This window comes from Sphaerotilus sp., from assembly GCF_041083715.1.
Classification (GTDB): domain Bacteria; phylum Pseudomonadota; class Gammaproteobacteria; order Burkholderiales; family Burkholderiaceae_C; genus Sphaerotilus.
In genome coordinates, this window is sequence record NZ_JBFPGY010000050.1 from 1 (window position 1) to 13,023 (window position 13,023).

General features: G+C 70.8%; 12 protein-coding genes. 5 read left to right on the plus strand and 7 right to left on the minus strand.

The features are described 5' to 3' along the window. The 4 genes from AB3X43_RS02430 to AB3X43_RS02445 form a co-directional block, all read left to right on the plus strand. Positions 1-462 (plus strand): MotA/TolQ/ExbB proton channel family protein (locus tag AB3X43_RS02430; protein WP_369428297.1); only part of this gene is annotated, 462 nt, incomplete at its 5' end. Between the two features lies 1 nt (position 463). Beyond that, positions 464-898, plus strand: a complete 435-nt coding sequence (locus AB3X43_RS02435) for an ExbD/TolR family protein (RefSeq protein WP_369428298.1) — start codon at positions 464-466, stop codon at positions 896-898. Between the two features lie 27 nt (positions 899-925). After that, entirely contained in the window at positions 926-1,363 is a 438-nt protein-coding gene (locus tag AB3X43_RS02440; RefSeq protein WP_473965046.1) for an ExbD/TolR family protein, read from the plus strand. Continuing rightward, positions 1,360-2,067 (plus strand): energy transducer TonB, encoded by a 708-nt coding sequence (locus tag AB3X43_RS02445; RefSeq protein ID WP_369428299.1) that lies wholly within the window; start codon positions 1,360-1,362, stop codon positions 2,065-2,067. Before AB3X43_RS02440 ends, AB3X43_RS02445 begins: the two co-directional genes overlap by 4 nt. 18 nt (positions 2,068-2,085) lie before the next feature. Here the strand turns inward: AB3X43_RS02445 and AB3X43_RS02450 are convergent, their stop codons facing one another. The 7 genes from AB3X43_RS02450 to earP form a co-directional block, all read right to left on the minus strand. Further along, positions 2,086-4,353 (minus strand): TonB-dependent receptor, encoded by a 2,268-nt coding sequence (locus AB3X43_RS02450; protein ID WP_369428300.1) that lies wholly within the window; start codon positions 4,351-4,353, stop codon positions 2,086-2,088. Between the two features lie 249 nt (positions 4,354-4,602). Next, positions 4,603-5,238, minus strand: coding sequence for a response regulator transcription factor (locus AB3X43_RS02455; RefSeq protein WP_369428301.1), 636 nt, complete (start codon positions 5,236-5,238; stop codon positions 4,603-4,605). Next, on the minus strand, positions 5,235-6,704 hold the full coding sequence (locus AB3X43_RS02460; protein ID WP_369428302.1) for a sensor histidine kinase: 1,470 nt from the start codon (positions 6,702-6,704) through the stop codon (positions 5,235-5,237). Before AB3X43_RS02460 ends, AB3X43_RS02455 begins: the two co-directional genes overlap by 4 nt. Before the next feature lie 20 nt (positions 6,705-6,724). Then, entirely contained in the window at positions 6,725-8,329 is a 1,605-nt protein-coding gene (locus AB3X43_RS02465; RefSeq protein ID WP_369428303.1) for a S8 family peptidase, read from the minus strand. Positions 8,330-8,394: 65 nt separating this feature from the next. Beyond that, positions 8,395-10,425, minus strand: a complete 2,031-nt coding sequence (locus tag AB3X43_RS02470) for an acyltransferase family protein (RefSeq protein WP_369428304.1) — start codon at positions 10,423-10,425, stop codon at positions 8,395-8,397. Positions 10,426-10,544: 119 nt separating this feature from the next. Beyond that, complete coding sequence (efp, locus tag AB3X43_RS02475) at positions 10,545-11,099, minus strand: elongation factor P (RefSeq protein WP_369428305.1); 555 nt, start codon at positions 11,097-11,099, stop codon at positions 10,545-10,547. Positions 11,100-11,197: 98 nt separating this feature from the next. Next, on the minus strand, positions 11,198-12,418 hold the full coding sequence (gene earP / locus AB3X43_RS02480) for an elongation factor P maturation arginine rhamnosyltransferase EarP (protein ID WP_369428306.1): 1,221 nt from the start codon (positions 12,416-12,418) through the stop codon (positions 11,198-11,200). A gap of 34 nt (positions 12,419-12,452) precedes the next feature. Here earP and AB3X43_RS02485 point away from each other — a divergent pair. Further along, positions 12,453-13,023: GIY-YIG nuclease family protein (locus AB3X43_RS02485; protein ID WP_369428307.1), on the plus strand; the 571-nt coding region annotated here is incomplete at its 3' end.

Genomic DNA, 13,023 nt, shown 5'->3' on the forward strand with positions numbered 1-13,023 from the left:
TTCCGCTTCATCGCCCAGGCGGGCGCGGATGCCTCGGTCAAGCACGCCGGACTGCTCGGCCAGATCGACCTGAACACCTGGATCACGATGTCGATCCAGCGCGCCATCGAGCGGGTGCAGGGCCGGCTGCAGAACGGTCTGGCATTCCTGGCCACCGTCGGCTCGACGGCGCCCTTCGTCGGCCTGTTCGGCACCGTCTGGGGCATCTACCACGCGCTCACTGCCATCGGTGTCGCGGGGCAGGCCAGCATCGACAAGGTGGCCGGGCCGGTGGGCGAGGCGCTGATCATGACGGCCATCGGCCTGGCGGTCGCGGTGCCGGCGGTGCTGGGCTACAACTGGCTGGTGCGGCGCAACAAGGCGGTGATGGACGAGGTGCGCGGCTTCGCGGCGGACCTGCACGCGGTGCTGCTGGCGCAGGCGTCCGCGAAGTCCGCTGCCGCGTCCTTGTCCAAGGGCTGACATGGCGCTGCCGCCCGGCCCGTTCGACGCCTCCGCGGGCGACGACGAGGTGATGGCCACCATCAACACCACGCCGCTGGTCGACGTGATGCTGGTGCTGCTGATCATCTTCCTGATCACGATCCCGGTCGTCACCACGTCGATCAAGGTCGATCTGCCGCAGGAGCGCCTGAACCCGCGCCAGAGCAAGCCGGAGAACATCGTGCTCTCGGTCGATGCGCAGGGGGTGGTCTACTGGTACGACACCCCGCTGCCGAACGCCGAGGCGCTGGTGGAGCGGCTGAAGCAGGTGTCGGTGCAGTCGCCGCAGCCCGAGGTCCACCTCCGCGGTGACCGCACGGCGGCGTATGCGCCGGTTGGGCGGGTCGTGCTGGCGTGCCAGCGTGCCGGCATCGCGCGGGTGTCGTTCATCACCGAACCGCCCGCGCTGCACTGAGCCGGACACCATGCCCAGGAGACCACGATGGCGATGAACCTCGGCCCCGGCGACGGGCTGGCCCCAGGCGGCGATCCCGAGCCGATCATGGAGATCAACACCACGCCGCTGATCGACGTGATGCTGGTGCTGCTGGTGATGCTGATCATCACGATCCCGGTCCAGCTGCATTCGACCGACCTGAACCTGCCGACCGGGACACCGCCGGTCAACGCCGTGCCGCCCGAAGTGGTGAAGATCGACATCGACCCGGCCAACGTCGTGTACTGGCAGGGCGTGGCGCTGCCGGACCGCGCGGCACTGGAAGACAAGCTGAAGGCTGCCGCCACGCAGGAGGTGCAGCCCGAGATCCACATCCGCCCGGATGCCAAGTCGCGCTACGACACCTTCGCCGCGGTCATGGTCTCGGCGCAGAAACTCGGCCTGCGCAAGCTGGGCGTGGTCGGTGGGGAGCAGTTCCAGTGAGGCCGAACAGCCTGCCGGAGTTCGATCCGCAAGCGGGTTCGCCGCGCTGGGTCGGTGTGGGCGTGGTGGTCGGGCTGCATGTGCTGGTCGGCTGGGCCCTGGCGTCCGGGCTGGCGCGCAAGGCGCTCGACGTGGTGCGCCCGCCGGTCGAGATGGCGATCATCGACGAGGTGAGGCCGCCGCCCCCGCCACCTCCACCCCCCCCACCGCCTGAGCCACCCAAGGTCGTGAAGCTGCAGGACGCGCCGCCGCCCCCTCCGGCGCCTGCCCCCAGGGCCTTTGTCCCGCCGCCCGAGGTCACGCCGGCGCCGACGCCGCCCGCCCCGGTGATCCAGGCGGTGCAGGCCGAGCCGCCGCCGAAGCAGGTCGAGATCAAGCCACCGCCTCCCCCCGCGCCCCCGGCCCCGCCCGCGCCGCCCATGCCACCGGCTGCGCCCGCGCGCGCCGAAGTCGGACTGGCCTGCCCGGGCTACGCCGACATCGTCCAGAGCACGATGGCTGGCGCCTACGACCGCTTCGGCATCGCCGGTGTCGTGCGCGTGCGCATGCTGGTGCGCGGCAGCCAGATCGTCGAGGTCACGCCCCTGTCCGGTCCCAAGGAATACCACCGCCTCGTCACGCAGGCGGCCCGGCGCTTCAAGTGCCAGGCCAGCGGGTCGGACGAGGTGCAGGTGACGTTCGAGGTCAGCGTCCGGGAGGATTGACGCCGATGCGGCGACGCCTCAGTCCGTGAACCGCCACTGCAGTGCCAGGCTCAGGGAGCGCGGCGCTCCGGGTGCGACGAAGGCTTCGTTCGCACCGGTGCCGGCCGGCAGCAAGGCACCGTTGGCACCGAAGGCGTTGCGGCCCAGCACCCCGCCCGTGGCGTAGCGGGTGTCCAGCACGTTGTTGACCTTGCCCAGCAGCGACCAGCCCGGACTGAACTTCCAGCTGGCCTGCAGGTTCAGGACGGCGAAACCCGCGGTGCGCCCGCTGCCGTTGAAGGTGGCGCCATCGGGCTGCTGTTGCTGGTTGTCGTTGCCGCGCAGGTAGACGCCGGACTGCGTCTGCAGGTTCGCGCCCACCCGCACCCCGGGCATGGCCCGCCAGCCGAGATCGAGCTTGAGGAGCTGCCGGGGCAGGCCGGGCAGGCGGTCGCCCGGGCGCACCTGGATTTCGCCTGCACTGCAGTCCGTGCCCAGGCCCGTGCTGCTGTTGGCGGACGCCACCAGGCAGGCCGCGCTGCCGTAGGTGGCGTTGAGCAAGGTGTAGTTCAAGGCCAGATCCCAGGCACCACGGTGGCCGGAAAGCCCGGCTTCCAGTCCTTGGCGGCGGGTCTTGCCGAAGTTGCTGAAGTAGCCCGTCGGCGTGGCGCCGCCGCTGCTGACGAACAGGATGTCGTCACGGTTCTCGGTGCTGAAGACGCTGGCGTTCCAGCGCCAGCCGCTGTCGAGCCGGCCGCGCAGGCCCAGTTCCATCGTGCGCGACACCACCTGCTTGAGTGGCGGATCGGCTTGCAGCGCATTGGGCAGGATGCAGGGGTTGGCCGGGTCCGAGCAGCCCAGCTCGACAGGGCTGGGCGCGCGGTTGCCCTGGCTGATGCCGCCATAGACCGTCAGTGCCGGGCTGGTGGTGTAGGTCACGCCCAGGGCCGGGTTGAACGCGTGGAAGGTCTGGCGGCCGTCCAGCGCGGTGCCGGTGCCTTGCGCCGCCCCGGTGTCGATGGTGGTGACCTGCGTCCGGTTGTAGCGGCTGGCTGCGCTCAGTGTCAGTGCGGAGTTGAGCGCCAGGTTGGAGGCTGCATAGACGCTGCTGGTGCTGGTCCGGCCGTTCAGGGCCGCGTTGAGTGCAGCGGGCTGGACATGGACGACGGCGCGCTGGACATCGAGGTCGCCTGCGGCCGAGGTCTGCTCGAACGCGGTGTGGCTGCGGTCGTGCGAGACGCCCAGCGTCACGAGGCTGTCGGCGTGCTGCTGGTTCCACTGCAGTGCCGCGCCGGTGCTGCGCTGGCGGGCGCTGGTGCGGTTCTCGATGCCGGTGAAGGTGCTCGTGCCGTCCTGCCAGTCGCCGTTGAGATCGCCATTGACCGTGCCGGTGTCGAGCTTGCGCGCATAGCCCAGGGTCTCGACCTTCCGACCCTCGCCCAGGTCATAGGCGCCACGCAGCGTCACGGCCAGCAGCCGGTTGTTGGTGGTGTCGGGGCGCGTGTAGACCTGGCCGCGGTTCTGCGCCAGCATCGACTCTGGCAGCGGGCCGTTGCCGACCAGCGTGTTGTCGGCGCCCTGCAGGCTGGCCGACCATTCCAGCGGGCCGTGCTCGCCGTTGAGCTTGGCGAACAGCTGGCGCACCTGCGAGGGCGAGGCCTCTCGCCAGCCGTCTTCCTGGAAGAGGTCGCCAGCGATGAAGAAATAGGTGTCCTCGCCCACCCGGGTGCCGTGCGACAGCTCGATATCCTGGCGCCCGAACGATCCCAGCGACGCCTCCATCTCGGTGCCGGCATGGGTATCGCCGCTGCGGGTGGTCAGCGCCAGTGCGCCGCCCAGGGTGTTGAGACCGAACACCGGGTTGGACCCAGGCACCAGCGTCAGGCTGGCCAGCGCGTTCTTCGGCACCAGGTCCCAGTTGACGATGTCGCCGAACCCTTCGTTGATGCGCACGCCGTCCAGGAACACCGACAGTCCCTGTGGCTGACCCAGCAGCGGGCTGGCCGTGAAGCCGCGGAAGTTGACCTCCATCTGGTACGGATTGCCCTGGGTCTCGACCACGCTGACGCTGCCCAGCGAGCGGCGCATCAGGTCGGGCAGGTTGCTCGCGCCCAGCTCGTCGATGCGGGCGGTGCCCAGCGTCTGCACGTTGGCGGGCACCTTGTCCCGGCTGACGCCGGTGCCGGGCAGTGGCGTGGTGCCGACGACCTCGACGCGGCCCAGTTCGACGTTCGCGGCTGGCGGTGCCGGTGTCCGCGTCACGGCTTCCGTCTGTGCGTGCGCCGCAGGCATGGCGAACACGGCCATGGCGGCCATTGCCAGGGCGTGCCGCACCGGAGTCACCAAGGCAAGGGAAGAGGCTGGTGCCCGATCAGGGTGGCGAGCGACGAGGCGGAACATGGGGCGGGACATGGCAGGCAGGATTCCATCGGGTGGTGCGGGTGCGGGGTGCACCGCATGGAGCGCACCATAGGAATGACGCCCACTGCTGGCCAGGGAAGAGTTCCCGACACAGGGAAGTCCTGAGGACGGTGTTCCGTTTCGGCGCAGGAGGTGTCACGGAATCAGCCCGTGGGCCTGGCCGTAGCGCATCAGCTCGACAGCGGTGTTCACCCCCAGCTTCTGCCGGATCAGCGTCTGGTAGTTGGAGATGGTCTTCTCGGAGACGCCCATCTCGGCGGCGATCTGGTCGAGCGTCCAGCCGCGCAACAGGCCCATGAGCGCGTCGTGCTCGCGCAGGGTCAGGTGGTGGTGGCCGGGCAGATCGGCTCTGCGCACGGGGGCCGCCACGGCCCTGGGTGGTGCGGCGCAGGCCACCCGCCGCACGGCATCCAGCAGGCACTCCGGATCGCTGCTCTTGCCGATCAGCCCGACCGCGCCGGCCCGCAGGCACTGGGTGCGCAGGGCTTCGGTGTCGTGCATCGTGAAGATGAGCACCTTCAGCCCCGGGCATTCGGCGTGCAGCTGCAGCAGCAGGTCCAGCCCGCTGCGGCCGGGCATCGACAGGTCGAGGATCAGCAGGTCGATGTCGCCCGCGGATCGCAGGGAGAGGTCCGCCCAGGCGCTGTCGGCGTCGGCATATTCGGCGACCACGGTCATGCCGGGTTCGTCTTCCAGCAGGCGCCGGTAGCCCATGCGCACGATGGCGTGGTCGTCGGCGATGGCCAGGCGCAGCGGGGTGGGGTGGCTCATGGCGGGGCAGTCGATCCAGCGGATGGGTTCAGGGGCAGGCAAGCCCGCAGCAGCAGACCGGGCCGATGGGCATCGAGGGGCGCATGGTCGCCGTCCAGGACCTGCCACTCGCCGGACTGCGCCCAGACCCGCTCCTGCATGCCGCCGAGGCCGTTGCCGCGCTGCAGCGCGGCGGCTGCACCGGCCAGCCCGATGCCATCGTCGCGGACCGACCAGTGCAGCCAGCCGCAGTCCGGCCCGTCCGGCGCATGCTGCAGCCGCAACTGCAGCGCGATGTGCCGGGCCTGCGCATGCCGGGCGGCGTTGGTCAGGGCCTCCTGGCTGATGCGGTAGATGGTCAGCGCCAGGTCGAGCGGCAGTTCCATCGCCATGTCCGCCGGTGCCATGTCGAGCACCAGGGTGAACGTGGTCGCTGCCCGGGTGTCGCGCCAGCTCTGCACCAGTGCGTCCAGCATCGTGCAGAGCCGCTCCAGCGGCAGAACGTCCGGCGAGCCGGCATCACCGCCGATCGGGCCGAACGGACGCAGATCCACCAGCATCTGCCGGATGTCGTGCTGGACCTCGGCGCAGCGCGCCGACATGCCCTGCACCACGCCGAGCAGGTCTGGCCGGTCGGCCACCTGGCGCGCCAGCCAGGCCGCGTCCACCCGCAGCGCGGTCAGGCGCTGTCCGAACTCGTCGTGCAGTTCGCGGGCCAGGCGGGTGCGCTCGTCCTCCTGCAGCGTCAGCACCTTCTGGCTGAGCAGCCGGCGTCGGTCCTCGGCCAGCGCCAGACCTGCGGCGAGGTGCCGCAGGGCGGTGGCGATCGACTCCAGCTCGCGGATTGGCATCGTGGGCAGGCGCCGCACCGGCTCCAGCGCCTGCCGCTCGATGCCACCGATCGCATCGAGCAGCGCGGTCAGGGGGGCGAATGCCTGCCGCATGTTCCAGCGCATCACCAGCAGCAGCCCGGCGATGCCCGCCAGCAGCACCACGAAGATGCCCACCAGATCGGCCAGGGCCTCGCGCCGCTCGCCTTCGGACGAGGCATGCAGCGTGGCGGTCCACGGCGGACCGGACGGGCGCGCGACGGGCCAGGACACGCTGCGCTTGTCGGACGCAGGCAACAGGCGCCGGTGCAGCCGCGCGAGGCCGTCGAGCAGCGCGGAGGCGGTGGGTTCGGCCGGCGGGCTCAGCAGGAGCTGTCCGTCGGCGGTGTGGAGGGTCAGTTCGAGGTGGCGCGGCCGGCCATCGGCCTGGAGGGCGCGCAGCGCCGCGAGGGCCTGGACGTCGTCGATGCTGGTGGCCGTGCCCAGGCGTGCCACGATCGCCGCGAGTGTCAGGGCGGCCTCGACCTCGTCGTCGATCGCGTCCTGCGCGCGGTGCAGGCCGACCACCACGGCCAGCACCACCGCCAGCAGTCCGACCAGGATGGCCCGCCGCATCACCAGGCGTGGCAGGTCCAGCAAGGGGCGTCGGTGCATCATGGGTGGACGGGCTGGCCTGATCAGGGTTTCCTGATGGTGATGCTGCCCGCGACGTTCTTCGTCGTGTCGTAGCGCAGGCTGGTGCCGGTGATGCCCGTCACCTGGAACACCGTCTGCGCCGTCCTGGTCGTCAGCAGGCCGCTGGTGAGGTTGCACTTGCCATTGGCGCTGGTGGTGCAGCGCACCGCCGTGCCGCCGATGGTGAAATCGCCCGCCACGACCGCACCGACCACCGGCAGTCCGCTCGCCGTCCGGACGCCGATCGTCACGCCGGCCTGCCAGTAGCGCGCCAGCTCCAGCTCGATGCCCTTGCCGCCGAGGGCGCCGACCGACACGCTGGTCAGCGGGACCGGCGGTGTGGCAATCGTGCCGACGCCGGTGTAGGCCAGCAGGTTCGGCGAGCCGGTGCCGGCGTCGGTCACCACGGCGGGGGTGGCGGCGGTCTGGATCAGGCTGGCGATCTGCGCTGGCGTGGCGGCAGGCGAGGTGGCCAGCGCCAGCGCGGCGAGTCCGGCGACGTGTGGCGCGGCCATCGACGTGCCGCTGAGCACGGCGGACGCGGTGGTCGAGGCGATGCCGGTCGAGCTGATCGCGTCGCCCGGTGCGAACAGGTCGAGGCAGGTGCCCCAGTTCGAGTAGGACGCGCGGGTGTCCAGGCTGGTCGTGGCGCCGACGGTGATCGCGGTCGGCGTGCGCGCGGGCGAGGCGTTGCAGGCGTCGAGCCCGTCGTTGCCCGCGGCCACCACCATCGTGATGCCGGACGCCACGGCATTGGCCACCGCGGTGTCCAGCGCCGCCGACACGCCGCCCACCAACGACAGGTTGCCCACGGCGGGCTTGACCGCGTTCGCCACCACCCAGTCGATGCCCGCGATCACACCGCTGGCCGTGCCTGAGCCGGCGCAGTCGAGCACGCGCACCGGCACCAGGCCCACGCCCTTGGCCATGCCCCAGGTGGCGCTGCCGACGGTGCCGGCGACGTGGGTGCCGTGGCCATTGCAGTCGGTCGTGCCGTTGCCGTCGGTGATGGCGGTGAACCCGGTGCGCACCCGGCCGCCGAAGTCGGTGTGGCTGGCGAGGATGCCGGTGTCGATGATGTAGGCGCTGATCCCGGCGGCGGTGGTGCTGTAGCTGTAGGTGGTGCTCAGCGGCAGGGCCCGCTGGTCGACGCGGTCCAGGCCCCAGGTCGCACCGGGCTGGATGGTCTGTGCGGCGGACATGGCCACGTCGGGCTCGATGTGGTCGACATCGGCATGGTTTTCCAGTGCGGCCACGAAGGCGTCGCTGGCTGCATCCGGCAGCGATACCGAAAAGCCCCGCAGCGCGCGGCTGTAGACGTGGCCGAGCTGCCCGCCACGGCCTTTTGTCAGCTCGTCGGCCTTGCTGTGGGCATCGATCACCTGGTTGCGCAGCACGACGATGAAGTGCCTGCGGCCCGCTGTCGCCGTGGCTGCGGCCGTGGCGGCCATCGGCTGGGCGGAAGGCGCCGCTGCGGTGCCGGCCTCCTGCCCGCCGCCACAGGCGGCGAGGGCCAGCGTGGCCCCCAGCGAGACGGGCAACAGGTGTCGCACCAGCGCGGCAGGCGAGGGCAACGGCAAGGGAGCGGGCACGGACGAACGGAACATGGACAACTCTCCGGAGGCAGAAATTCCGGGTGGTTGCAGCCTCCCGTGTGGAATTGCGTCAATTTTTAACGAGTTGTAACTTCACTGCCTGAGCCTTCGATGAGCGGACCGGCCCCAGTCGACACCCAGCGGGCCGCCGGTTGCGGCTCGAACCGCGCGGCCACCCACTGCGAGCCGCGCACCGAGAGGTGGTCGGCGTCGCGGTAGAGCACATCGTCGCCGCGCCGGGCGCTGCAGTGCTGGTCGTCACAGAGCAGCCGGGGCAGGTCCCAGACCTCGATGGCCGGGAACTGGCGCAGCACCTCGGCGGTGACCTGAAGATAACGCCGTGCACGGTCCCGATAGGCACGGACTGGCAGGCCGCAGTGCGCTGGCGCCGGCTGCTGGCGCACGCAGGCCCGCGGCTCCATGGCGATCTCCGGGCTGTCGATCACCAGGATGACGCGCTTGCCGGCGCGCTGCAGGGCGGTGAGCGTCACGGTCATCGCCTGCCGGTAGGCCACGAGGTTGTCGGCGGCGGGGGCGCCGTGGTCGAGCGCCAGCCGGATGCGGGTCTGGGGTTCGCGGGCCAGCTCGAAGCCGGTGGGCAGGCCCTCGACGTAGAACGGTCCGCGGTGGGCGAGGACCACCGTGTGGATGGAGGGTGACCGGACCACCAGGTCCAGCGCGCCGTCCATCACTGCCGAGCAGGCCTTGGTGTCGACCGCCCAGCGGATGTCGAGGCCCAGGAACGGTGCACAGGCCGATGCCCCGAGCAGCAGCAGCGACTGCCCGGCTGCGGTGAAACGCTCCGACAGGCCGGGGTAGAGCTGCAGTGCGTGGCTGTCGCCCAGCAGGGCGATGGTGGGTGGAGCGGGCAGGTTCTGGTTGCAGTAGGTCCGGATGCCGCGCACCGTCGGGGTCCGGCTCTGGCAGAGCACGGCGCTGGCGGACCAGGTCCAGCGGGGCACGTCCCAGTCGAACTGCGCGATCAGCGGGTTGAGGCGTGCGGTGCGGGCCGGCAGTCCGTCCTGGCGGACGATCAGCAGTCCGCACAGTCCCACGGCCACCATCAGGCCGACGAGGATCGATGGCACGGCCACCGACCGTGCGGGGCGGATGCGCTGCTCCAGCAGCATCCAGGTGAGCGTGGCCAGCAGCAGACTCGCCAGCACGAGCGCGCCGCGCACGGCAGGCGCGGGCAGGCCGGACGCCGCCACGGTGGCGAGCGACAGCAGCGGCCAGTGCCAGAGGTAGAGCGGGTAGCTGACCAGCCCGAGGCCCACCATCGGCGGGTTGGCCAGCAGGCGCCTGCTGACCGGGTTGTCCGGCGCAGCCAGCAGCAGCGCCATGGTCCCCAGCACCGGCACCACCACCACCACGCTGGTCGCCCGCTGCGGGCCGATCCACGCCGCACTGGCTGCGATGAGCGCCAGGCCGAGCGCGGCCTGCACGGCGCCGCCGCGCCGGTCGTGCTGCGGCATCGCGGCGGCGCATGCCCCGGCCAGCAGCTCCCACGCCCGCGCCTGCGGCAGAAAAAAGGCGGCGGCCGCGTCCAGCCGGGCCGAAACCAGCATCGCGGCCAGCGACACGAGCGCCAGCCCTGCGACCACCGGCAGCACGCGCATGCGCAGGCGGTGCAGGCCCAGCAGCAGCAGCGGCCAGACGAGGTAGAACTGCTCCTCGATGCTCAGCGACCAGAGGTGGAGCAGGGGCTTGAGCCGTGCGGCGGTGTCGAAGTAGCCGGTCGCGCGGGCGAGGTCGAAGTTCAGCAGGAAGACCGCCGCGGCCGCAGCCTGCTCCCCGAGTGCCCGGTACTCGCCTGGCCAGAGCAGCCACGCGCCCAGGGCAAGCGTGGCGGCGATCACCAGCAGCAGCGCCGGGAAGATGCGCTGGACCCGCCTCCGGTAGAAGCTGGACAGGCGGAAATCCCCCTCGTCCAGTGCACGCCAGAGAATCTGGCTGATCAGGTAGCCGGACAGGACAAAGAAGAGGTCGACGCCGAGGTAGCCCCCCGGCAGCCAGCCAGGCATGGCGTGGTGCGCGAGCACCAGCAGGACCGCGATGGCGCGCAGACCGTCGAGGTCAGGGCGGTGGCTGGATGGGGCGGAGCGCATGGGGCGGGTCAGGCAAGGGACAAGACAAGGGCTGAACAGCATGCCCATGCTCTCACGGAACAAAAAAGCGGCCCCGGAGGGCCGCTTGGTCTGCAAGGCGCGCAAGGCGCTGGCGTCGATCAGACGCGCTTGCGGTACTCGTGCGTGCGGGTGTCGATTTCGATCTTGTCGCCCTGGGCGACGAAGGCCGGCACCTGGATCTCGAAGTCGGTCGAGATCTTGGCGGGCTTCAGGACCTTGCCCGAGGTGTCGCCCTTGACGGCCGGCTCGGTCCAGGTCACTTCGCGCACCAGCGAGGTCGGCAGTTCGACCGAGATGGCCTTGCCGTCGTAGAACACCACTTCGACGGGCATCGCGTCTTCGAGGTAGCTCAGGGCGTCGCCCATGTTCTCGGCTTCGACTTCGTACTGGTTGTACTCCTCGTCCATGAACACGTAGAGCGGGTCGGCGAAGTAGGAGTAGGTGCAGTCCTTCTTGTCGAGGATGACCTGGTCCATCTTGTCGTCGGCCTTGAAGACGACTTCGGTGCCGGAGTTGTTCAGCAGGCTCTTGAGCTTCATGCGCACGGTGGCGCTGTTGCGGCCGCCGCGGCTGTATTCGGTGCGCAGCACGACCATCGGGGCGGTGCCTTGCATGATCACGTTGCCGGCGCGGATTTCCTGGGCGATCTTCATGGGTGGGTTTCCGTTGGAGACCGAGGTCCCGGCGGGAGGACTCGGTGTCTGTCTTGAGGGGGCGGTGAGCAAGCCGCCACACCGCAAAGCCCTCGATTCTAGCCCAGCCCGTCTGTGCGCTGGCGTGCGGCCCAGGTGAGCAGGCTGCTGGCGAGGTCCGGCTGGCCAGCCCAGCGCTGCTGGCGCGCCGCCGTGTCCGCACCCCAGGCCACCTGCAGCGCGGGCCACAGCGCCGACCACACCCGTGGCAGATCGGCCGGATTGCCCACCCCGTTCCACAGCCCGGCCACCGCGCGCAGCGGCGTGGCCAGCGCGGGGGGCGTCTGGTCGAGCGCCACGTCCAGGAAGGCGGCGAGCTTGTCGGCGTGGATGCCGTCCTCCTGCGGATAGAGCTGCCACAGCAGCGGCCGGCCCGCCCAGAGCGCGCGCACCAGGCTGTCCTCGCCGCGCACCAGGTTGAGGTCGCTGGCCCAGAGCAGGCGGTCGAACTCGACCTGCGTGACGTGCGGCAGGAAGTGCAGCCGCAGCGCGCCCACCACCGGGCCGGGGCCGGACGCGCCGCGCTGGTGCATCCAGGCGCGCACCTGCTGCGTGCTGTAGCCCGGTGTCACCAGCAGCGTGGTGCGCACGCGCCGGTCATCGCGTTCATGGGGTGCGTCCGCCAGCAGGTCGAGCCAGGCCGGCAGCAGCGGCTGCGTGTAGCCGAACAGCAGCATCAGTGCGTGGTCGGGGTGGTCGTCGGCGCCGAGGTGGATGCCCAGGCGTGTCAGCGTCGTCGCGCGGTGGTGGGCGTCGCGGCGGGCGAGCAGGCCGGGTTCGCGCAGCAGGCCGCCCGTGGCGGGCGTGAAGCCGGGAAAGAAGAACCACTTGGTCAGGCCGCGCCCGGGGCCGCTCCACTGCGGCGAGGCCAGCCCGTGCAGGCTCTCGACGTGTGGCTCGGCGCTGAGGTATTCGAGGTTGATCCACTGTGGCGCCGGACCGGTTGCAGCGGCTGCGGCCATGCGGGCCACGTAGGTGGCGGGCGGGTCGCAGCCGAAGGCTTCGATGACGACGTCGGCCGGCGTCTCGTCCGCCAGCGGATCGCGCCACGGCAGCACCTGCACGCCCGGCGCACCGTCCGGTGCCATCCAGGCCAGCGCGCTGGCGTCGTCCACCCACAGCCGCACCTGCGCGCCGCGGCCCGCCAGGTCGCGTGCCAGCCGCCAGCACACCCCCAGATCGCCATGGTTGTCGATGACGCGGCAGAACACGTCCCAGCGGCGCAGCGCCGGCGGGACCGTCAGGACGGGCGGGAAGGCGGGTGTGGTGTCGGCGGGCATCACGGAATTATCCGCGGCGGCACAATCGCTGACCATGACGCGCCGCCTGACCCCCGACGAGGCCGAAGCCCTCCTGATTGCCGATCCCGCGCTGGAAACGCCGGCCGCGGCCGCCCGCGAGCGCCTGCTGGCCGAGGTCGCCGCGCTGCCGGCACTGCCGGGTGTCTACCGCTACTTCGACGCCGAAGGCGGCCTGCTCTACGTCGGCAAGGCCAAGCACCTCAAGCGGCGCGTGTCGAGCTATTTCCAGAAGGACCACGGCGGCACCCGCATCGGCCACATGGTCAGCAAGATCGTGCGGATGGAGACGACGGTGGTGCGCTCCGAGGCCGAGGCGCTGCTGCTGGAAAACAACCTCATCAAGTCGCTGAACCCGCGCTTCAACATCCTGTTCCGCGACGACAAGAGCTATCCCTACCTGAAGTTCGTCACGCACGAGTTCCCGCGCGTGGTCTATTTCCGCGGTGCCGTGGACCGCCGCCATCGCTACTTCGGCCCCTACCCGAGCGCCTGGGCGGTGAAGGAGGGCATCCAGCTGATGCAGAAGGTGTTCCTGCTGCGCACCTGCGAGGACACGGTGTTCAACAACCGCACGCGGCCCTGCC